The following is a 22,410-nucleotide window of genomic DNA, read 5'->3' as shown; positions in this document are numbered from 1 at the left end:
GATCCCAGGCTTCTCCCACAAGCCCTCCTCCTCCACCCGAAATTTTGGGTGGGGGCCGGCTTCGTATTCATGTTGGAATTCCTACAAACTAGGCCACAGTACCGTCCAACTACTCCTTCGAAATAAAGGAAGTCGTAAACAGACGATACCCGTTCCAGTATTTATCCACAGGATATACTTCTCTCATAGTATCCATCGTTTTCAAAAAACGATTCCGAAGGGAAGTTTTAGGGTCCTCTTTTCTGGAAGAGATCTCCTTTAAAAATCTAGAGTTATGAGTATCCGTCTGGAATCCCAGATTCACGATTCCCGGGCCTTTCCAGAATTTTCCCAAATAATATAAGGAATCTCTTAAGTTCAGAGAAGCATTCCCAAAACCTTCCAAGAAGGAAGAAGCCAATATCCAAACACCCTGAAAATAACCACTCTCCACTTCGGAAACGGAGCGATTTCCGAACAAGATCCCTTTCTCTCCATCTTCCACCAAAGGAACGCGAACCACATGAAAAGGAGTGATCGCAGGATTTCCTTTAGGAGAAAGTTCCAAGTTCTCCAGTTGCACCAACTGAGAATACCAATCCGGAGAATTCGGATCGTCTTTGGTTACGATCCCGAAACCGTCCCAGAACTCTTGTTTCTCATTGTGGATCGGATTTTTAAGCAAAGTTTCCGGATCCGCAACATAATAGATCTCTTCTTCCGACTTTGGCAAAATAGGAGCTAAAAAATGATAAGAAGAAAGATATAGATACGTAGTCTTGTTTTTAGAAGGACGAATATTCTGACGGATCTCCGTTTCCAAAGCTTCTCTGAGTAATACCTCCGCTCCTCCCTTATCCGCTTCTTCATTATATTTATAAATGGAAGCCTTTATCTTTCGGTTATCCTTGAACGCAAGATCCCCTTTTGACTTTCCTTTTGTAAACTTGATATAGAAAGTTTTTAAGCCTAGATCCATCAAAGCGAGAAACTCTTGATTTTCGGGGATCTTTTCTTCCAAAATAAAGGATACCTTATTAAAATTCGGAAGATCGGAATAAGAAACGGAACGCCCAAATAAAACGGGACGAACGGCGGAAATTTTGTCTTTAATTAATCCCAGATCGAAAAACGTTTCCGAATCGTTTTGCCGAAAAGAAAGAGTCTGCAAATATGTTATAAAATCGTTAAGTTCCCTTCTTTCTGCCGGGCTAAATTTTTTCTTTCTTCTGTGCTTAACAAAACGATTCGCCAATTCCACAAACTCGGCGGACTTTTTAGAAGAGGCAGTTTCGTATTCGGAAAGATATTCCGAAAAATTCGATCCGCGTATTTGTTCCGGTCTTTTGCCTTCCAAATAAGAAATTTTAGAATTAATAAATTCTATCTCGGAAGAATGGAACTCATCCGAAATTCCTTGAGATTTAGAAACCCAATACTTTGCCTTATCGTAATCTCCCCTGGAGAGATACGCTTTTGCAAACTCTAGCATGATCCTTGTTTGTCTAGGGGAATTTTTCTTAAGTTTTTCCAGCTCCACAAAAGAATGTAAAAATTCTTCCATCTCCTTCCCAGTCTCTTCGGGAAGAGAATAACGAAGAAGATCCAAAACGGAAGATCGAGTCTCCGCATCCAATGTCTGGAATAAAGCCGTAGAAGAACTATGGATCTCCGAATACAAAGAAAGTGGAGATATCCTATGTCCGAGTTTTTTACGATTTTCTAAATATGCCAAATGCCTTTGATAATTTCTCTCTTTGGGATCCCTTTCGATTCGATCGGAATATTCGTATAAATCTTCCTCTTCTTCCAAAAGTGCTCGTTCCTTTCGGATCCGAGCCTCCATCTTCTTCCAATTTTCCAGATCCGTACCGGAAGTGATAAATTGTTTTGCAAGTCCAAGCTGAGTAGAAGCTAGATCCGGATAATACGCTTCCAAAGCCAAATTAGAAAGTTTTAATCTAAATAGGAACGGATCATATCTATCCGCGGAAATATTTGCGTTTAAAGATGTGCCGGGGAATTTTCCTTCCTTTAAAGACAAGATTCCGTTTAGAATTTCTATCTTCGCCTCTGGCAAAGGGACCTCACCACACTCCTTAAATTCCGTTTCAAGTAACCTGGACAAACATAAATTTAATCCCAATTCCCTTTGAGAATTTAGATCCCTATTCTCATAACGTAAGGAGAAAATTTTATCCAAAGATAGATCTGGTTTTAATCTTTGATAAGCTCTCAAAAGATCCGATTCAATTTTTAGAGCCAAATGAGAATTCGGTTCCGCGTAAGACCGGGCTTTATGCAGATCGGAAAACACTTCCGATAAATCCGAAATCCTTTCATCTTTTCTAGACTTGGCAAAAAGTTTTTCCGCTTCTATGTTTCTATTTCCAGACTTTTCCGAAAGTATTCCGAAGCGGATCGTAGAATTATTTGAAACTTTCCCTGTAAAAATTTCCTCAAGGGACTCTTTTACACAAGATTCGCCGGGGCATAGATACATTACATTCACACCGGAACCCGAAAGTCCCGTATAGATCTTTAAGATCTGCTGCCAGCTCGGCCTTTCGGAATATGTAAGTATGACTGCGCCTAATCTATGCTCTCTGGAAAAAATTTCCCGGAGTTCCAACGTGTCTCTTTTTCTTTCCCCGAAGGCAGAATCTCCTTTGATCTCCGGAAAAGGGCTTACAAGAACATCAGTATCTTCTAATATAGAAGTCCAAGAGTCGGAATCTACCCTTCTATAATTCCATCCGGAAATCGGTAAAAATGAAGAGATCACTTTGGGAGTTTTTTCTTCCTTATTTAAAACGGAAGAAGAAAGTTTAAAACTGACCCGGAAAAGTTGAGAGTCTAACTTCTCGCCTACGGAAGTATTTCCAGGATCTATAAGCAGACTACGACCTGATTTTTCAAAATGGGATTTGATCCAGCTTTCCGCTTTGGTTTCGTTCTCAAAATCCATAAATTTTAAAGAGGAGGAATTTTTGATACGTACAAATACTGAACCTCTCGATTCTAATAAACGAATTTCAGTTTCGTCCTGGTTTAGACTTTCCTCTAAAACTGCACCGAAAGGATCCAAAAAAGACACCTTTTTCGGGAGCTTGGACCTTAGGATCCCCAAGGTTTTAGTAACCTGAGATGCGGCTTGAGTTAATGCAAGCTCCTCTTTTTTGATATCCCCTCTGGTTTCCAAAGCGATCTGATATTTAAAATAGGTGTTTCTATAGTTTTTCCAATCAGATTCGAATTTTGTATATTCTTCCCGGGCTTCCCTAAATTCCCAATTACCTTTTTGGAAATTACGGAAATTTAATAATCTTTGTAGCCTAGTCCAATCGTTAAAAGCTGCATTCGAGTTTCCGGAGTCGAATTCCGCCCTGATCTTGGTCTCGTATAAATCCCTTAACAGAAAACTTTTATTATCGGAGATCAAATGGAATTGTTTTTTAAGAAGTTCTTCTGCCTTGGTTAATTTTATTTTTGCCTTGTCAGGCCTTTTTGAAATCAGATCCAGTCTCGCTTGTAGGACCCAGGTTTGAATAAGCTCCGCACCGAAATAAAAATCATTGGCCATTTCTTCCGCGGCCCTTAGGCATTCTTCCGCTTTTTCCAAATCACCTAATCTGTAAAATACGCTAGCTCTACTTAAAAAATGTAATACTCTCTCTTTTCTGGGGAACGGATCTTTCGAAAGCCCAATGATCTCTTTCGGTAAACCGGAAGGAGTTTCCAACAAAGAAGAAGAGACCCCTAATCGTTCGAAACCTTCTACCCATTCCCCATTTTTTAGATTTTCCTCCCCTAAATAATAGAGAACAGTCGCTTTCAATATATCAAAATCATAATATTGCCTATAAAATGCCTGGGAACAAACGGTATTTCCCTCTAACGGATCTTCCGACCAGGAAGAAATACAATTTTGCATGGACTCCCTTTTAAATCTGTCCAATTCTTCCAGTGCCGTATTTAATTCTTCCGAATAACCGTTTTTTTCCTTTTTGTCGGAAGCTTCTACTGAGGCGAACAAGGAGTATAAATATCTTTTAAAACTACCGGTGGATCTTCCGGATAGATTCGCCGACTCTTTTAGAAATTCGTTCTCTTCTAAAAAAGCCAATTTAGCTTTTTCGAATTCATTTCTTTTATAGTGAAAAAATCCTAGGTCTCCATAAGATTGGGACTGCACTAATTGCCCGGCCAATGTTTTGCCTAGTCCTTTCTTACTAATGTACCCCAATCGTTTGTTTGTTTCTTCCGCTGCCAAACGATAGTTTTGTTCTAATACAAGATTGTTTACTCGTATCCCGGAAGATAATAACGGCTGGAATACGGGAGGGATCGCTTCCGGAAATCTACCGGAACCCGAAATTCGAACGGAATCAGGAAGTACCGTTTCAAAAACGAGATCCCAAATGGAATCCCAAACAGATTCCCAAAATTTAGGACTCACCTTTTTTGGAAGCCATAGGGTTTTGCGGGAATAGGCTTCCTTCTCCGCTTCTTTCAAATTTTCTTCCGATTTGGAGATATAACCTAATTTTTGATAAGAAATTGCTAATGCGTTTCTGATATTGATCGGATCTACCAATCGGGACGGTTCGTTCAGTTCTAGTGCTTCCGTCAGATACGGAAGCGCCTGCGAATATTCTCCCAATTCCATATAGGACAAACCGGTCAGGGTCCTAAGTAAGGTGAGCTTTTCTCTGTAACTTTGTAGATTTTTCGCGTAATCAGTTCCGGAATACAATTGTAAAAATTCGTTTTTAGAGTATATATCCGAAGCGGTTTTTAACTTCCGGACCGCATCACCATACTTGGACATATACATAGAAGCGCGCGCGGAATTGAATAAGAAGACTGCCTTTTGCCTATAATCCTCGAATTGCGCTTTGGATATTATGTAATTCGAATATGATTCGACCAAAGAATATTGTTCATCCGCTTTAGGATAATTTTTCAGCAAAAAGTAATTATTCCCTAAATTTAGTCTCAGGTCGGAGAGAGCTTTTTTGTTTTGGAAATTTTCGCCGAGTAATTCCAAGATCTGACTATATAACTCTATATTCTCCTCGAAGTTTTTCTCCGGAAAATATTTGGAATATTCGTCCTTATATTTGTCCTCATCGGCGGGTTCCTTATCGTTAGGCCTTCTGGACTTCATGATGTCCACATATTGGTATAACCAACCTAAAAGCTGGTAAGCGTCATGATACGTAGGCTCCGCGAATATGATCCACCTGAGTTCGTATTCAGCCTGTTTATAATCCCTTAAGGCCGCTTCCTTTTTAACTCGATCCATCGTGCCGGAATTATAATAATAGGTCTCTCGGATCACGGATCGATTGATCAGATAGTAAGCGTATCCGTACAATGTAGCAAGATCCAAGAAGGCTCTCGCTCTCGGCAGGATTTTCTCCTTCTCAAAGTACTGATCGATATAAATTAGTCCTTCCTTTTTGTCCAATGGATCAAATTCCAGTGGATTCAAATTCCCTAAAATACCGGATGCATTTTTCTCGCTTACCGATCTCGCCAACTTAAAGGAAGTATCCACCATTAATTTTTGGTAATATATGGCGTAATCCTTATAAACCGTGTCTTGAAAGAGCGACTTACTCTTTGCCAGGAACATATTTTCGGTATTATAAAAATAATGAAGTGATGCCTGGAAAAAATCGGAGCGATTCTCATAGTTTCGGGCAAGATTCTCGAAATAAATAAAGAACCTTTCCATTTCTTTGTCGGAGATCTCTACTCCGGAATCATGATCGTAATTTTCCAAAAATGTGCGTAAAGATTCCAAAGAATAACGAACACTCCCAAGACCTTTAAAATTAGAAGATCTTAATAGATGTATCCTTAAAAAAAGCGGATCTTTGGGAGTTATTTCTTTTAATAAGGGGTCCAGAAGGGAATTACTCTCGGCAAAGCTGCCTTGTCCTGAAAGCCCGGCAGCTTTGGTATACATTAAAAATCTATATAATACCGGAGAACGCTCTTTGATCTTATTGGCGGATTCTATTTTTTCGGAGAGAGAAATTTTTTCGGAATCCGATTTACCCGCTAGGATCTGCTCTTCGAATAGTCCGTATAAATTCCTAAGTTCTATCGTTTTGGATTCGGATTCGTTCGCCGCTTGCAAAAGTGTAAAAGGAATGGTCCAGTCCTTATTCTTTGCTTCCTTAAGTTGCAAAGAGCCGATATTCCTTAAAATTTCATGAATATTATAATATTCCGGAAATCGGTTCGCTAATTCCTGTTTTGAACTCAAAGCCGCTTCTAATCTACCGGCTTTTTCCTCCAGATTTCCGATCTCCTCTAAGATCGCACCGGTCACCTGTGCATCCGCATGAGCGCGAATATTCGACAAATATTCTTTGATCTCCGAGATCCCTTTATTCTCTGATTCCAGATAGAACACGTAGGCAAATCCCCATTTGGGGTCCAAACGGGAAGTAACCATCTCCTTTTTGATCTCCGATGTTTTACCCGACTTTTTAAAAACTGAATATTTTTCGTTTAGGACCTTGGCCCTAAAAATAGGATAGAGTGGATCTTCCTTAAAATACAATTCCAAGGAATCTAAGGCCAATAGATAATCGTCCAAGGATTGTTTTTTTCCGTATTCTTTAGCGAGTTCGAATTGTGCGGAAATATTTGAGGCCTTAGGGATAGATCCGCTCAAAGGTAGGAAATAGATATTTAAGGTTCCATAATATGATGCGGTAAACAGGATACTTCCTCCGTTAAAGGAAGAATATCTAGTATCGAATAATGAAAAATTTCCGGAGGTCAGTTTTCTTTCCTTCATGTCGGAAAGATCCAATCGAATGATCAGACTATTATCTCTTTCATCCAATTTTCGGTTTCCATCCGAATCGGAACGAATGGATGTGTAGAATAAATACCTTCCGTCGGGAGATAAACTGGGAGAAAAATCCAAATAATTATCGTTGGTGAGTCGTTTGGTCTTCCTGGTCTGCAGATCAAAAGAGTAGATCTCTCCTTCTCTGGAATCCGCATAAGAAAGATATAAAATTGTGTTTCCGTCTTGCGACCAATATGGATTTACCGCTCCGGACCTGGTGAGTAAGACCGGCTTTTCTTTTCCTTCCGTATCCCATAAGATAAGATTGGGAGTTCCAGGAGTCAGCCTATCGGAAGAGAACAACAAGACTCTACTGTCCTTCCCCCAAACAGGATCCGAATCCGAAAATCTATCCGATTTAGTAATATCCGAATATTCTGGATTTGTAATGAACTCAAAATCATCACTTAGGAACCTTTTTCCTTCCAACATCCTCTTTGCCCAGACTTCAGGTTCTATTTCTAAAATGACGATATCTCCCGCCGTGTCGTATTGTTCGGATACGAAAGCTAGTTTTTTTCCATCCGGGCTGATCGCCGGTTTGTATTCGGAAGAAGGATGTTCCGTAACCGGAACTACTATGGAACTTTTGAGATCTCTAAACCAAATATCGTAATTTCCTTTTTGACCGGTCGTATAAAAAAGATATCTTCCATCCTTGGTGGTTGAGTTATATAGATTGTTCCCTCTTTGGACCGTTAAGGGAAACGGTTTATCATTTTCGGGATTAAAATAGTTTTTGGAAATCGGACCGTAATCGAACTCGATCGGCCGCACCCGTTCCGAGGATTGAAAAACGGCACAATAAAAGTAAAAGAAAGGTAAAAGGAAAATACTCCGTTTCATTTCCCTTATTCCTTTTTTTTCCAATTGCCGGCGGAAACCTCGTAATATTCTCCCACATCCACAGAACGAACCCAAGTAGTCTGGACACTTTCCTTAATAGCGGTCTTTTCTTTTTCAGTAAGACTGCGATTCGGATCACCAAAAACCTTCTTTAATTTTTCCTTAATTACGATCTCTCTATTTTCATTCGTAAGTTTGACGATATCATCTATACGGGATTTTTGTTTTGGATCTTGAGAGACCTTACCTGCTCCGGCTTCTCTGATCTTAGGATTCCATCTTACTTTTCCATCGATTCCTTCCGCTAACACTCCGAGACTTCTGTATTCTCTCAGCTCTCTCGCCAAATAAGCCAGAATACGAAGCGCCATATAGAATTGGTTATCGGAAGTATTCCCGAATTCCTCTTTGATCAGATCCTTTTCCCAAATTTCCGAACCGGAAGAGGAAGTTTTAATGGAAGCGATAAGCCATCCGTCTTTTTCAAGATTTCGATCCTCTCCCAACATTTGTTTTTCCGCGGCGGTTTGGGTCTGGGTAAACGTGATCGGAGGAGCCTTGATAGGGCAATACACGAATAAAGGGAAGATTACAAAAAGTATAAAATAAGATTTTAGAATATTCTTCATAAGTTCTACTGATTGAAAGTTTCGATCTCGTTCTGGGCGCGTTTTAGGAAATTCGCTAAAGGCATTCTCTGCTGGGAAACCTGGTTATTTTCCAATCGGATGATCGTCCCTAGAATGGAACGTTTAAATAAGATCACAGCATAGACTAACCCCTTGGACAATTCCAATTCAATCTTATCCACCGCATAACTTCCGTAGATAAAATCGGTGAGTATATTGGAAGGTGCAAAAATATTGATCGCACTTTTCCCGAAATCGTTCCCGATCTGATAGATACTAAAAAATAAATTTAAGTTAGGAACTGGATCTCCCAAATTCCTTCCCCAAAGATTCAAGTCGGCTTTCACCTTCCCATCGTCTATTTTAGGTTGGGTCTTAGCAGGTAATAATTGTTTCAGATCTATATCCTTTACTCTCAAGGAGACGGAATATTCCATTTTTTCAGGGTCGCCGGAACCTACGTTAACGATCATATCCTTACCCCAAATTTCCCCGTCCAAAGTATATACCTTTAGATAATCCATCCGTAAATAATTTTCCGAGTATTCCATGTTAGCGGAAAGCCCGGGAGAATCCGCCTTAGGTCTGCTGTATTCGAAAGGTGTTCCTTTTAGGGAAGGATGATTTCCAATGATCTGTCGGATCGTAAAATTCGGTGCAGGAGTCCGGCCGTAATTCATCACGAATTTCCTTTTGCTCCCCTCGATCATATTTTTGGTCTCTTTTACGGAGAGGTCATGCGAGAAAGGAACATCCGCATTCCAACCGTCTATCCTATACAGTTTACAATCGTATCCAGGACAAACCCCGCTTTGCAAAAGTACATTAGAATTTTTAGATATTATATTTCCCTGAATAAGACTTCCGAACCAACTAAATTTGATCCCCGCTTCTCCTTGGAAGAATAGCCCCTTGATCAATCCGCCTTCCTTCGGAGATAAAAGTTTCAGTTCCCCTTTGAGGTTAGGGATAAATTCTCCCATAAAAGGAGGTGGTCCGTTTTTGGAGGCCTTTGTCAATTCTCCACCCAATCCTAAATGTAATTTTCGGGAGAATGCACTTAATTCGAGTTTATCAATTTTGATCTTAGAACTTGGGCCGCCCATCATCTTTAGGTCTAAGGATAGTTTTCCATCTCTCAGATTCATCCCAGGCAGATCGACACCTAGGCTTCCTTGGATATTCTGACTTTGACTCCCGAGTGAATAATAAAAGTCTCCGTCCAAGCCGATCGTTTTTCCTACTTGGTTTCGGACTGGAATTAACGTTTCACGTAACGACAATGGAAGAATCGGAACAAGATGTTCCAAATCCAGATCCAATTCCGCTTTTTTCAGATCTAATACGAACGGTTCTCCAAGTCCGATCCTTCCTCCGGTATTTAATTTTGCTGCGGAGTTTCCTTCAGGCGAGAAGGCTTGCAGGCCCAGACTGGATACTAATATTTCCTCCAGACCCCATGCTTTTTTAGGAAAAAGGAATATAGCTTTTAGACCACCTTCCAGATAGATATTTCCGGAGTTACCTCGATCCATCGGGAATCTGAAACCTTTGGCTTTTAATTTTAAGGACGCATCCAGTTGCGAAAAATCCTTTCCTAAAGCGGAAAGTTCAGCGGAAAATTTACCGGAAAATCCTTTTAAATATTCTCCTAATCCGAAATTGTCCAATTTCAGATTTAGATTCGGTCCTTCTGCTTGAGAATAATTGAGATTTCCCTCTAATAGAATTTCATTATAGATCAATTTCAAATTTTTGAATGTAAAAGACCTTATCCAAGGAAGAGGGATCTTTGGCCCCGGACCCTTTTCGCTCTGAGGATCGATCCGAATATCCCAATCCAAATGGAATACCGGAACAGAATGTCTTTTTTTACCGATCTTAAAATCCAATCCATTAGCTCGGATCTCTCCCAGGACCCTTAGATTGTCCCAACCACCTTCCGCTAAAATCGGAGCCAAGCTTGCTTCTCCACTCATGGAGAACGAATCGAATCCGATACTATGCAAAAAATCCGATAAAGGCGCGAGCCTGATCCTGGATTTTTGAATGGCGAGATTTACGTTACCGGAATCCGCAGCAAAGTCGGAAACTTTTCCGCTTCCTTCCAACCAGGTATCTTCCCCTACTTTCCATTCTAATTTTCTAAGGAGTAGTTCCTTCTTCTCCGGAGAAACATCTAAATCGTATTGGATGGAAAAACCGAAAGGTGCACTGACCCGATTCGCAATTCGTATCGGTATTTTTTCGGAACCAAGGTCGAGTTTGGAATGGAACCCGGATTTGGAACCTTCTGCTCTTTCCCAGATCCACGTACAGCGAAATGGGTGGTCTAATCCACCGGAAGAATCTTGGAATCGTAATTTTATCTGATTCTCCGGATTCAATTTTACCTGGAATTCGTCGATCAGATCCAAAACGTTCAAATCGAATGGGATCCGAGTGAAACGATTCGTATCCAAAAGAAATCCAAGCTCTAATCCTTCCAACCCTGCGGAGTACGACTTCGAACCGTTTTCCGAATTCACTCGAATATTGATATCTTTTAGCTCCAGTTCTAAGAATGCGCTGACCGGTAGATAGGTACGGATCTCCGAAAGAGGTTCCGTTTTTTCGGTACTAACTTCTTCTTTTTTGCCCGGTGGAAAAGCGGAGGAAATATTCCAGAGGTTTCCCCTTTGTAGGAGGTCCAACTCTAATCCATGGATGGAAATTTTGGAAAGTTTTAATCTCCCAAAAATGATAAGAGGAAGGTTGTAGGAGATCCCCAGTTCTTTAGCGATCAGTACAGGCTTCTGACCCCAGTCGGCTCTAGGATACAATTTTACATCAGTGAACCTAAATCCATAGAGTGGTGAAAAACTTTTGACATTTGCCTCGAACTTTCCTGCAAAAGCGGAAGAGGCAATCTTATCGAATAGGATTTGTCCTGTGATTGAGTTGAAAAGAAGGTGATAGAAGAGAAAAATCCCCGCAATGATCCCAAGGCGGAGTTTTTTCTTTTTCAAATACTGTAAGAACTCGGAAGCCAACCGAAATGTTTAGGCTAATACTCGAAGGATTCGATAGCCTCTTCCAGCGTTTTGTAGATCTCGAAAATGCTGGCTAACTTTGTAATCTCCATTAGATTTTCGATATCGTTATTCAAATTGGTAAATACCATGCGACCCTTCAAACCGTCTATATGCTTGTAGATGTTCAAAAACATCCCCAAACCGGCTGAGTTGATGAAAGGAACTTTTTTAAGGTCGATGATAAACTTTGGAACGTCACCTTTCGAGATATACTCCTCGATTTTTTGACCAAGTTCGAATTCATTACCCGCTTTGATCGGGCCTTCGATCTTGATGATGTGAACGTCGTTTTTAGTGGTGACTTTGATTTTCATAACCCTTTCTTGGATTTTTGTGCTTATATAAGATCTGCATTCAGGCCTTCTTGTAAAGCCCTTTTTTGCCGAATTGACCGGTGGAATCCATCGAAAGATCCCAAAAATCAAATGGAAACTAGGTTTCGACTCGGATAGAAATTACCGGAAATATTGTCGACATTTTGACCGAATACAAACATCGTACCAAGGTCAGCATGCCCGCTAAGCCTCCTCTTTTATCCCTAGTCATTCCCGTTTATAATGAGGAAAAAACCATCCCCGAACTTGTAAAAAGACTTCGGGTCCTACTCGGTATTTTAAAAGAAAAGCATCGCTTCGGAAAAGAAGATGCGGAAATTCTTTTTGTAAACGACGGTTCGAGAGACGATACCTTCGACGTATTAAAAAAATTCTGCGAATCGGAACCGGGTTTTTTTCTTTTGAACTTATCCAGAAATTACGGACACCAATTAGCCATCACTGCCGGGATCGATACAGCAAGAGGTGAAACCGTTGCAGTCATGGACGGAGACCTTCAAGATCCTCCTGAGTTTGTCGCAGAACTTTATGCAAAAATGTCGGAAGGTTACGACGTCGTTTATGCAAGAAGAAAGAAAAGAGAAGGTGAGTCCTTTTTTAAACTCGTTACCGCTCACGTATTTTATAGGATCCTAAAAAAGATCACTCGTTTCGATATCCCGATCGACACGGGAGACTTTAGGATCATGAGCAGAAGGGTGACAGATGTTTTAGTCTCCATGAGAGAACAACATCGTTATATCCGAGGATTGATCGCATGGATCGGCTTCAAACAAACAGGATTGGAATACGATAGAGACGAACGTTTTGATGGAGAAACCAAATTTTCCGTCAGCAAGATGTTAAAGTTTGCTTTAGACGGGATCACTTCCTTCTCCTCCGCCCCGCTTAAACTTTCTTCTTATTTAGGATTTGCTTCCGCATTTTTTGGCGCATTATATACCGTCTATATTCTCTACTTAAAACTGTTTACGGACAATACCATCCAAGGATGGACCTCTGTTATGATCGTTGTTCTGGTATTAGGCGGGATCCAACTCATTGCATTAGGAATGATAGGTGAATATCTAAGCAGGGTAAACGATCAATCCAAGAATCGTCCTCTCTATGTGATCGAGAAGATCTACTCGGTAAGACAAAAAAGTAAAAAATGAACCGCAATTGGGATAGAGTTTTAGGGCTTTTATTCGGCGTTATCGCCTTTTTTGCCGTTGGAGTTATGATCTCCAAAAACTGGCAGGCGTTCTTAGAGATCTGCCCGATTACGGACCTTTTGACCTGGGACGAGAATATCCGGCTAACGGCAGTATACGACCAGTTCCAGGATTACAGAGACGGCAAATTTTGGAGAGCAACTCTTCCTTTCTTAGAATCGGCAACCTGGCCGCCTTTACGTCCGATATTTTCGCTTTTACTTTTGGCTAGCCCGGGAGAATGGCCCATCACCTGGAAGGATTCCTTCTTAGGTCTAGCATTCTACGCTTTATGTTTTCCTTCGATCATTTATATCGTTTCCAGGATCTCCGGATCTTTCCTTTTCGGAAGTTTAGTCTCAATCTTTGTATTGGCATTGAGTCTTCATACTTCCGAAACTCCAGCTTATAGTCTATCGTCTATGTTAGAAACCCAAGGGATGTTCATTCTTCTTTGGGTGTATTGGGGCCTCTATAAACTTTATGATTCCGTAAAGGACTTAAAACCGGGAGAAAGTTTACCTGCCGGTTCCAAGGTAGCGGCGTTGGTCTCTGCGGTTTTGATCCTTCTATTTTTTACGAAGTATCCATACGGACTTTTATTATTCATTTCGATCTTTTTATTCGAGCTAATGTCCAGACTTCCGGAATGGATCGGATTTATTCGATTCTCCGTAAAAGTCCACTACAAAGGGCTCAGGCTTTTGTTCCTGATCGTGGTAGTGCTTCTTGTTCTTTCATTACCGGTCTTGAGAGTAGTGACGGATTGGAACCTGGACCAAAGGTCCTTCAAAAAAGTTTTATATTTCCTAACGGTTCTTCTTTTCTTGGATTTTAATTATTTCTTATTTAAGAATAGAAAGGACTTAGGGAAAATTTCTCCCCCTTCCATCAAGATACTGTATTTGTACGCGATCCTCCCTTGTTTTATTTGGTTATTTACGAACCTGGACAGGGTAATGAGCCTTGTAAACGCTCAGATGATCGTGAACAAATTTGTGCGCAGTTTTATCTTAAGTTTATTCGAATCTCCCGAGGATAAATTTCCTGCGAGCCATGTTTTCAATGAACCTTGGATCTTTCGGACCTTCTTCCTATTTTCTTTGGGTGCGATCGGTTATTGGCTCTATTTGAACAGAAAAGAAAAGACTGAGTTCACTCAAGCAAGAGGAGAAGGAAGGATCGATTCTCTACTTGCCAAATTACAGAATATCGGTTGGCCTAAATTCCTAAAAGATCCGTTATTCGCGATCACCATAATCGTTTTCTTACAATACATTGTTATCGATGCGAGTACGGGAAACAAACAGCTTAGACACGTATTCTACCCATTGCCTGCTCTTCTTACGATCCTTAGCTTATGGTCTTTTAGGTTAGTCCAAATTTCTGAAAAGAATAGAAAATTACTCTTCTGCGGAGTTTTCCTAGTTTTCTTACTTTGGGCCTCGAGTCTATTTGTGAGAGAAGGCGGATTACTCAGCCAAACTTATCTTTCCAAAAACCAATTTTGTTTAAAGGGATTCGACACAGCCACATTCCAACCGGCAAGAGAATTTGCGAAAGAGATAGACCCCCAAGGGAAATATATCGCATTCAATGCGTTCCACGATGAGGAGAACTTCCAAGTGGCCGGAAGGATTCTTGCCTCCGAGTTTGATCTTTTATTCAGACAAAAAACGGTTGAAAAGGGAAAATATCGCAACGATAGCAAATACAAATGGAAATCCTGGGACGAATTTGACAAAGCTGTGTATATTGGTCCTTCCTGCGATCTGCCTTCCAAATATCTTTCTAGAGCGGAAAGTTTAGGGATTAACTTGAACGCTATCAAAGAAATTAAACACCCTAATGGAGATTATTGTTTCAAAGAATTTCGTCTTATTAAAAAATAATCGGATCAAACCGAAATCCGTTTCGGTGAACGGCGCAAGGCATCGTGACTCATCCTTGGTTATTACCCACCATCATCACAGCGACACCTTCCGCCTTCTTTCTAATTTTTATTTATCTATATTTATACAAGAAAGAAGGACAGAAAGCTCTGCTTGCCTGGTCCATCTGCTGGATATTCCATCTATTAGGTTATCTAGGAAATATTATGCAAGTAGGAGGAGCGGACGCTTACAAATACTTTCCATCCTTCTCCATTGATTTTTTAAGAGCATTCTTTCAGTTTTTAGGATGTTTTTATTTTTTAAATAAACCTTTCACCAAACCATTTCAGGTTTTGTTTTCGTTAGCGGGTCTTTGGGCATTGTATCTGGATCTAGAAAAGATCACGAATGAATACTTGGCTTGGCCCATCTATATATTGATCGGTGGATCTCAAATTTATACCGGTATCATTTTTCTAAAGACCAAAAATCTGATCCCTAGCCTAGGCAAGATTATCGCAGGCTGGATCTTCATTCTTTGGGGGATCCATGTATTCAATTATCCTTTCCTGAAATTCCATCCTGAATTCGGTTATATCGGTTTTTTTATCGCCGGTCTGTTTAGATTCTCTTCTGCGATTGTGATCTTACTCGTATTCTTCGAAGAAACAAAGGCCGCTCTTTCTAAAACAGAAGGGAACTATAAGAAAATTGTGGACACCACATTAGAAGGGATCTGGCTCATTGACAAGTATGCAAAAACTAAATTCGTAAATTCTAAAATGGCAGAATTTTTGGGGATGAGTGAGAAAGAACTCATAGGTAAGAATCTTTACGATTTTATAACTCCTGATGCAACGGAAGCGGTAAATAAAAGGTTAGAAGAAAGAAAACAAGGGAAAGCGGAAGTTCACGATTTCTATTTCAAACGTCCTGATGGAGAACCTGTCTGGCTCTTGATGTCCACAAATCCGATCTTCGACGCCCAAGGAAATTATGAAGGCGCTCTCGCAATGTGCACCGACATTACGTTTTACAAAAAAACGGAAACCGCATTAAAAGAAAGTGAAAGACAACTCTCTACTCTGATCCGAAATCTTCCAGGAATAGCGTATCGTTGCGCATATGATCCGGATTGGACCATGGAGTTCATAAGCGAGGGGTGTTTTGAACTCACTGGTTATTCGCCTTCCGACTTCGTGTCCAACCGTACGATCTCTTTTGGAGAGATCATCCACCCGGAAGATACCGAAAGGGTGTTTCAAGAAGTTACGGAAGCTGTTAGTAAAAATCTGCCGTATCGACTCTTATACAGGATCCACCGTAGAAGTGGAGAAATACGTTGGGCATTCGAGCAAGGCTCCGGTGTCAGAGGCGAAAACGGTGAATTGATCGCCTTGGAAGGTTTTATCACCGACTTCACCCAAGTCAAACTTGCGGAAGAAATTATGGCAAACGCTCTACAGGAAAAAGACCTATTATTGAAAGAAGTCCATCACAGGGTTAAAAATTATCTACAGGTATTATCCAGCTTACTTTCCATCCAATTGGAGCAAGTAGAAGCAAGTAATCCGACCCAGGTGCTGACCGAATCCCAAAATAGAATATTATCCATGGCTTATGTGCATGAATCCTTGTACGGAAAACATAGGATTAGTGACGAATTTTTTCCCGAGTTCGTAAGTAGGCTTGTGGACAGCTTACTCAAATCATTCGGCCATAAAAAAGAAGAGATCCAAATTTTTCTAAATTGCGAATCATTGCCGATCAAACAAAATTCCGCGATCCCTATCGGTCTGATCCTGAATGAGTTAGTGACGAATGTTCTAAAACACGCGTTCTCTTTTAAAGCAGATTCCGAAGAAAAGATCATCAAGATCTCTTTTTACAAGGAGGGGGACTGGATCCATTTAGACGTTTCAGATAATGGAAAAGGAAAGTCCTCCGATTCTAAACAGGAGGATTCCATGGGTTTGGAACTTGTGGAACTTCTGACTAAACAGTTAAAGGGATCCGTAATCGACCTTTCCTCAAAGCAAGGAACTATTACAAGGATACGGTTCCCGGCCTCTAATTAAAATTTGGGAATCGCACGTAGGAGTTCCTACAGTTTTTGAAGGTCGCCCCCGCCCTAGCTTTGGGTGGAGGAGGAGGGCCCGTGGGAGAGCGCTTACACGCAATATCACAAAATTCGCCTCTTAACAATCAAATTTTGCAGTTCTCTTATGTTGGAATTCCAACACTTTTCGGCACTTAAACTCCTGTCGTTATCGCCGATGTTGGAGTTCCGACGTCTTCTATAACCTCAGGCTCTCGATTCGTTACTTCTCTAAAGGTATCAAAATACTTCTCGTGATTAGTACCCATGATCCGATCCCAAATATTAAAATACAAACTGTAATTACAGTTAAAATATTTATGGTGCATATTATGATGAGTAGTAGAATTATGAAGTCTTAATATTCTATTTTCTATAAAACCTTTAGGAAAAAGTTCGAAAGAAAGATGCCCTAAAACATTCAGGAAATTACTATAAAAGAAAAACACGATAAGGGCGGTCGTATGCACCGGTAAAAAAAGTATTACCAATGGAACGATCCCCGCTTCCACTACGGCTTCGTAAGGATGGAAAGAAAACGCGGCCCAAGGAGAAGGGTTTGTGGACTTATGATGGACCAGATGCATTCTTTTAAAAAGAAGAGGATGATGCATCAAACGATGAGTCCAGTAAAAGTAAGTATCATGCAGGAATATCAGAGCGACAATGCTGAAGAGAAGATAAGGAACTCCGTAATCTTCTACCTTATCATAAATAAAAGTCCAGCCGGCCTTCTTCATTAAGACAACTAAAATCCCGGAGGCGGCAAAGATCGCAAGCGAGATGGCCGAATATTTGAGTTCGTGGGAAATTTTATCTTTTTCCGGAAGTTTATTTTGAATGATCTTATGTTTAAGCTTATCTTTAAAGATCATCCAAATAAAAACATAAGCGATCCCGGCCATCAAAATATAGCGGAACCATAACATTCCTAAGGTCAGAAAATAATAGGCTGTATAGCCAATTTGATCCACGATCTCGTTCATCCCATTCTCTCCGTGTGCACACAGTTTACACGATACGACAAGGATTCGCCTATTCGAATTTTAAAATTCTCTAGCTGATTTCAAAATCGGCGGTACTTTTTAAGGATTCATCCCTACCACGGTTGCGGCGAAATTCGGTGGGTGTGACCCCCGTTAGTTCTTTAAATGCTCGGTTAAAGGGGCCCAGGGATTGGTAGCCCAAATCCATAGCGATCCGGATAATTGGGACTTCATCTTTTCCTGAATCCAAAAGGATCTCGCAGGCTTCTTGGATCCTGTAACGATTTAAAAAATCCGGAAAATTTCGAAAACCCATCGCCTGGTTGATCAGCCTTCGCAGTTTATATTCCTGTATTTCCAGATCCTCCGCAAGTTGCCCGATCGTCAGTCCCTCTTTTCTATAAAGTTTAGTTTCTTCGAATGCAGAGACTAATTTTTTCTTCAACGCCGGATCAGCATAAACCGCTTTTTCTTCTTTGTCCTCGGATTCTTCTGGTCTTGGATCCACCAAACCTTCTTTCAATTCGAAGACCAAATACATGAATGCAAGAATCAGTCCCCAAGCAAGGATCACGTTCGCCAGATCCAAAATTTCGGATAAGACCTTACCTCTTAAGATCAGATGAGAGAACATATTAAAAGTGATCACACTTCCGGTCATTAGAATATGGACTTCACGTAACCTTCTTCTTGCTTCTACAAGATCGTCTTTTCTCCCCGAATAGATCCGAATGATTGCGGCCACTACAAAGCCCAAAGAGAGAAGAGTCGGAATGATAATATGTGCGAGAACCGTTTCAGAAACGATAGGCCCTCTCATATTGATCAGATCTAATACAGGATAGACCGACCAAGCGGAGACCCCAACCTTACTGATAAGCAAAAGCCAATGCCAATATTTGATCTCGAAATGATCTTCAAATATTGCAAGGCTGATCATCCAAAAGAAAAATGGCAAACTGATAAGGCCGGTAAACAGGAATACGCGGATGGAATAAGGGATCTTAAGATCAGGATCTAAAGATAAAAGGATATAACATACGATCCCGAAAGAAAAACCTCCCGCGATACGAATCCTAAGATCGTAATAGTATCTCCATCCGAGAAGTCCGATGATAAAGATTAAATTCGAAAGACAGAATAAATGTAATATGTCCGTGATCTGTGAGATCAAGTGAGTTCTTCCAGTTTTTCCAATTCTCCCCAAAAGTCCTTAGTTTGTAAACCAGGAAGAAATTTCCGGATCAAACCACTGTCAATAAAACAGTCCTCTCTATCCATCTTTTCCTCTGGAACAACCTGGATCTTGCCGTGATCCTCTAAAAATCGGAAGATCTCTAACCAAGTATGCCATTGCCCATCGGTTAAGATCAGCTCGGAAGGCAGGTCATTTCCGGAGTAAGATAGAAGCAAACGTACCGCTTCCGAAATATCGTCCCCATGAATTAGATTCAATTGGCGTTTTGTTTTTTTAACCGAACCCTTTCTTGCCCAATTTGCCGGATTTCTATCTGGGCCATAGATCCCGGAAAGACGGAGGATCCTGCCGCCACGTTCCAAAAATCGTAGCTCGGTTTCGTAACGATCATGTGTCGGATCTAACGGTGTTTTTTCAGTGATATCTGGAGAAAACCTTTGGTAGATACTAGTAGATCCGAACATCCAAACTGTTGTGGAGATTGAGAATATAGTATCGAAAACCTGATCCCTATTTGCGAGTTTCTGGACGGGGAATGTGATAAGACTCGCGTCAAATCCCGAGCCTTCATTCTCTTTACGAAAATTTTCCAAAGCAGCCGCATCGGATAGATCCAGCAAAATGGAACCTTCTACTTTTGTTTCCCGAGAAACTCCTAAAACAGTATTCTCTTTTTGCAATGTATTTAGGATACGTAAGCCGGTATATCCCAGCCCGAAGATAGCAAATTTAGGCATTACTCCAGACCGAGTCTTTTATAGATCAATCCCACCTTATCCAGATACGGTGAAATTTGGAAGATAGAATCCAAATCTCCAGGTTTTAATACCTTCTGCACTTTAGGATCTTCAGCTAATCGAGTCTTCAGATTTTGAGAAACATCCGCCCAAACTGCCATCGCATGGCCTTGCACGATCGTATATGCCTCTTCTCTTGTGATCCCACCCTTCTCAATCAAGTGGAGAAGAACTTTTTGTGAGAAGATCAGACCTCTTGTAGTCCCCAATGTTCTTTCGATCGCATCCGGATACACATGTAGATTTTTTACTACGAATAACATTTTATCCAAAATATATTCAAGAGCGATCGTAGAATCCGGAACCACTATCCTTTCCGCAGAAGAATGAGAAATATCCCGTTCATGCCATAAGGCTACGTTCTGCAAAGCGGTAGAAACGTTAGAACGGATCACTCTAGAAATACCGGAGATCCTTTCACAAATCACAGGATTTCTTTTATGAGGCATCGCAGAAGATCCCTTTTGTCCCGGAGAAAAAGGCTCCTCTACTTCCCTACCTTCGGTCTTTTGTAGAAGACGGACTTCGGTTGCAAAACGATCCAAACTTGCAGCAGTAACGCCTAACGCGGACATATAAGCTGCATGCCTATCTCTGGAAACCACTTGGGTCGCGATCGGATCAGGCTTGAGCCCCAACTTCTCACAAACGTATTCTTCGATATCCGGTTCTATATTGGAATAAGTTCCTACCGCACCGGATAATTTACCGACCGCTACTTCTTCTTTTGCCAGAGCCATTCGCACTCGGTTTCTTTTCATTTCTTCGTAGAACAATGCGAATTTTAAACCGAGAGTCATAGGTTCGGCATGGATCCCATGAGATCTGCCGATACAAGGAAGATCTCTGTATTGGATCGCCTTCTCCTTGATCGCCTCGATGAGTTGGTCCGTTTTTTTTAGGATCAGATCCATCGCTTGGACCATCTGCACGCAAAGTGCGGTGTCCCCGATATCGGAAGAAGTAAGACCGTAATGTACATGGCGACCGGCAGGTCCGATATAAGAATTCATATTCGTTAAGAATGCGATAACGTCATGGTGGACCTTGGATTCGATCTCTAAAATTTCGTCCACGTTGAATCTTGCCTTGGAACGGATCTCTTCGAAGTCCTCCTTAGGGACCTCTCCTTTTTTCATCCGGGCTTCGGTGGCTAATATTTCGATCTCTTTCCAAATATCGAATTTGTTCTCCAATTCCCAAATTTTAGAAATCTCCGGATTCGAATACCGATCAATCATTCCAGCGTCCTCGGGGAAATATCCCCATTGATAGGATTTTTATCCGGTGCTCATACGTAAATCATTTTGGTTCGTACAGAGCACACGGAGTTCACAGAGCCTAAAGGAAAAATAGGAAGAAAAATGGGTCTCGTAGGAGTTCCAACAGGCCTCTCTAAGACTCTGGGCTTTACTCAGCTAAACCCTCAGTGTTCTCTGTGCGAAATAATGTTTTCTAACCTAGCTCAAAAGAGCTTACGAATTCTTTGATCAGATTGATATGATCCACTTCCGGAGAAGGGTTTTCCTTGCTAGGCTCGTATAGATGTTCGTCGAAAACATGATAATCGAAAATTTTGAGTTCGAAGTCGGGGATGGTGATGATGATATTTTCGGAATGGATATCGAAGATCAGTTTTTCTTCGTTCGCAAGATAACGGGTGACTTCAATAACTCTATGGAAGTCCAAGGCGATCTTTTTGAGTTTGGATTTACTGATGATCCCGAATCTATGCGTATCAAAGTTCAATTTCCATTTGGGAAAAAGTGCATCCTGGATCGGGTTCTGCCTTACCTTCTCATTCAATCGGATGAATTCCTTTAGATGTTTTCCTGGTAATAAATTTTGGTTATCGCAAGGAGTGAGTGTGACCACAGGAACGCCGAATGGACTCCTTCTGAAACGTAAGCCCATAAAAAATCGAGTGGGAAGCACAAGATCGGGGATCAGACTTTTTAATTTCCAATAGTGTAGTCTTTCCAATCCTAAACGAGCGAACTTAAAACGGATCTCGTCCCTTTTGGATTCTCCCCAAACTGATTTTTGCAAATGATGCATTAAACCGATCTCTTCGGTTTTTAAATAACGTTCTAGGTTATTCTGCACTTCTTTATATAGAGAACCGAAAATTGGATCGGAAGGAAGTTTGGATTTTCCTATTTTGACTACTTGGTTCCAAGGAAGTGTATATACGAATTTATACGACCCCCTTCCTATATAGTTTTCGGCGGCAAGAGGCATAAAATTATCCAAAAATTCCCGTCCGTATCTATGCGTTATGCGAAACACATGAGATACCGGAAAAAGTTTTTCGTATAATTTTCGAGCTAAGCCGGATTGCCTAAGACGAAAGTCGATAGGTAGATCCTCTTTAGGGATCTGAGAATCCGCTCTGTCCGGATCGAAAAATAATTCTTTATCCAGACCTTTCTCTAAGATCTCGATAAAGCTGGGAATTCCGGGAGAGTTCCAAAAATTCCGGATCGCCTCTCCGAATTCGCTGAATCTTCCCTTTTTCGCCATT

Annotated in this window: 12 protein-coding genes; 3 read left to right on the top strand and 9 right to left on the bottom strand. The window is 40.9% G+C overall.

The genetic code is table 11. The features are described from left to right. Nucleotides 1-109: 109 nt before the first annotated feature. From AB3N61_RS05200 to AB3N61_RS05185, 4 genes are read right to left on the bottom strand one after another with little or no spacing between them, the layout of a single operon-like run. Nucleotides 110-7,702 carry a translocation protein TolB gene (locus AB3N61_RS05200; protein ID WP_367898646.1) on the bottom strand — a complete coding sequence of 2,531 codons (7,593 nt, stop codon included), beginning with the start codon at nucleotides 7,700-7,702 and terminating at the stop codon, nucleotides 110-112. A 5-nt stretch (nucleotides 7,703-7,707) separates the two neighbouring features. After that, a complete protein-coding gene (locus AB3N61_RS05195; RefSeq protein WP_367898645.1) occupies nucleotides 7,708-8,331 on the bottom strand; it encodes a DUF1318 domain-containing protein in 624 nt (207 codons plus the stop codon). 5 nt (nucleotides 8,332-8,336) lie between these two features. After that, nucleotides 8,337-11,363, bottom strand: a complete 3,027-nt coding sequence (locus AB3N61_RS05190; RefSeq protein ID WP_020771460.1) for an LIC_11026 family protein — start codon at nucleotides 11,361-11,363, stop codon at nucleotides 8,337-8,339. Nucleotides 11,364-11,377: 14 nt separating this feature from the next. Next, entirely contained in the window at nucleotides 11,378-11,719 is a 342-nt protein-coding gene (locus AB3N61_RS05185) for an STAS domain-containing protein (protein ID WP_008594836.1), read from the bottom strand. A 197-nt stretch (nucleotides 11,720-11,916) separates the two neighbouring features. Here AB3N61_RS05185 and AB3N61_RS05180 point away from each other — a divergent pair, with 197 nt between their 5' ends. The 3 genes from AB3N61_RS05180 to AB3N61_RS05170 are packed head-to-tail and all read left to right on the top strand — an operon-like array spanning nucleotide 11,917 to nucleotide 16,885. Next, the gene (locus tag AB3N61_RS05180; RefSeq protein ID WP_020771124.1) at nucleotides 11,917-12,894 is read left to right on the top strand and encodes a glycosyltransferase family 2 protein; all 978 of its coding nucleotides are present in this window, start codon (nucleotides 11,917-11,919) and stop codon (nucleotides 12,892-12,894) included. After that, a complete protein-coding gene (locus AB3N61_RS05175; protein WP_367898644.1) occupies nucleotides 12,891-14,825 on the top strand; it encodes a hypothetical protein in 1,935 nt (644 codons plus the stop codon). Before AB3N61_RS05180 ends, AB3N61_RS05175 begins: the two co-directional genes overlap by 4 nt. A gap of 44 nt (nucleotides 14,826-14,869) precedes the next feature. Next, complete coding sequence (locus tag AB3N61_RS05170) at nucleotides 14,870-16,885, top strand: PAS domain S-box protein (RefSeq protein WP_367898643.1); 2,016 nt, start codon at nucleotides 14,870-14,872, stop codon at nucleotides 16,883-16,885. Between the two features lie 175 nt (nucleotides 16,886-17,060). On the opposite strand, the gene AB3N61_RS05165 is transcribed toward AB3N61_RS05170, so the two are convergent. From AB3N61_RS05165 to AB3N61_RS05145, 5 genes are all read right to left on the bottom strand, one after another. Beyond that, nucleotides 17,061-17,891 (bottom strand): sterol desaturase family protein, encoded by an 831-nt coding sequence (locus AB3N61_RS05165; protein ID WP_367898642.1) that lies wholly within the window; start codon nucleotides 17,889-17,891, stop codon nucleotides 17,061-17,063. 70 nt (nucleotides 17,892-17,961) lie between these two features. Continuing rightward, nucleotides 17,962-19,065: an AraC family transcriptional regulator gene (locus tag AB3N61_RS05160; RefSeq protein ID WP_020771087.1), complete on the bottom strand. Its 1,104-nt coding sequence runs from the start codon at nucleotides 19,063-19,065 to the stop codon at nucleotides 17,962-17,964. Continuing rightward, nucleotides 19,062-19,826: a hypothetical protein gene (locus tag AB3N61_RS05155; protein WP_367898641.1), complete on the bottom strand. Its 765-nt coding sequence runs from the start codon at nucleotides 19,824-19,826 to the stop codon at nucleotides 19,062-19,064. The genes AB3N61_RS05160 and AB3N61_RS05155 overlap by 4 nt, the downstream gene beginning before the upstream one ends. Next, nucleotides 19,826-21,127 carry an adenylosuccinate lyase gene (gene purB / locus AB3N61_RS05150; RefSeq protein WP_367898640.1) on the bottom strand — a complete coding sequence of 434 codons (1,302 nt, stop codon included), beginning with the start codon at nucleotides 21,125-21,127 and terminating at the stop codon, nucleotides 19,826-19,828. The genes AB3N61_RS05155 and purB overlap by 1 nt, the downstream gene beginning before the upstream one ends. Before the next feature lie 214 nt (nucleotides 21,128-21,341). Continuing rightward, nucleotides 21,342-22,409 carry a hypothetical protein gene (locus AB3N61_RS05145; RefSeq protein ID WP_020771427.1) on the bottom strand — a complete coding sequence of 356 codons (1,068 nt, stop codon included), beginning with the start codon at nucleotides 22,407-22,409 and terminating at the stop codon, nucleotides 21,342-21,344. Nucleotide 22,410: the final 1 nt, after the last annotated feature.

Origin of the sequence: Leptospira sp. WS58.C1 (assembly GCF_040833995.1) — a bacterium.
GTDB classification, from domain to species: Bacteria; Spirochaetota; Leptospiria; order Leptospirales; family Leptospiraceae; genus Leptospira_B; species Leptospira_B cinconiae.
The sequence above is the reverse complement of the archived record's forward strand: the minus strand, read 5'-3'. Positions and strand labels throughout refer to the sequence as shown.

Coding starts and splice junctions, on each gene's coding strand:
- AB3N61_RS05175 (WP_367898644.1), top strand. CDS start 12,891: ATGAACCGCAATTGGGATAGAGTTTTAGGGCTTTTATTCGGCGTTATC.
- AB3N61_RS05200 (WP_367898646.1), bottom strand. CDS start 7,702: ATGAAACGGAGTATTTTCCTTTTACCTTTCTTTTACTTTTATTGTGCC.
- purB (WP_367898640.1), bottom strand. CDS start 21,127: ATGATTGATCGGTATTCGAATCCGGAGATTTCTAAAATTTGGGAATTG.
- AB3N61_RS05195 (WP_367898645.1), bottom strand. CDS start 8,331: ATGAAGAATATTCTAAAATCTTATTTTATACTTTTTGTAATCTTCCCT.
- AB3N61_RS05165 (WP_367898642.1), bottom strand. CDS start 17,891: ATGAACGAGATCGTGGATCAAATTGGCTATACAGCCTATTATTTTCTG.
- AB3N61_RS05145 (WP_020771427.1), bottom strand. CDS start 22,409: ATGGCGAAAAAGGGAAGATTCAGCGAATTCGGAGAGGCGATCCGGAAT.
- AB3N61_RS05180 (WP_020771124.1), top strand. CDS start 11,917: ATGCCCGCTAAGCCTCCTCTTTTATCCCTAGTCATTCCCGTTTATAAT.
- AB3N61_RS05155 (WP_367898641.1), bottom strand. CDS start 19,826: ATGCCTAAATTTGCTATCTTCGGGCTGGGATATACCGGCTTACGTATC.
- AB3N61_RS05185 (WP_008594836.1), bottom strand. CDS start 11,719: ATGAAAATCAAAGTCACCACTAAAAACGACGTTCACATCATCAAGATC.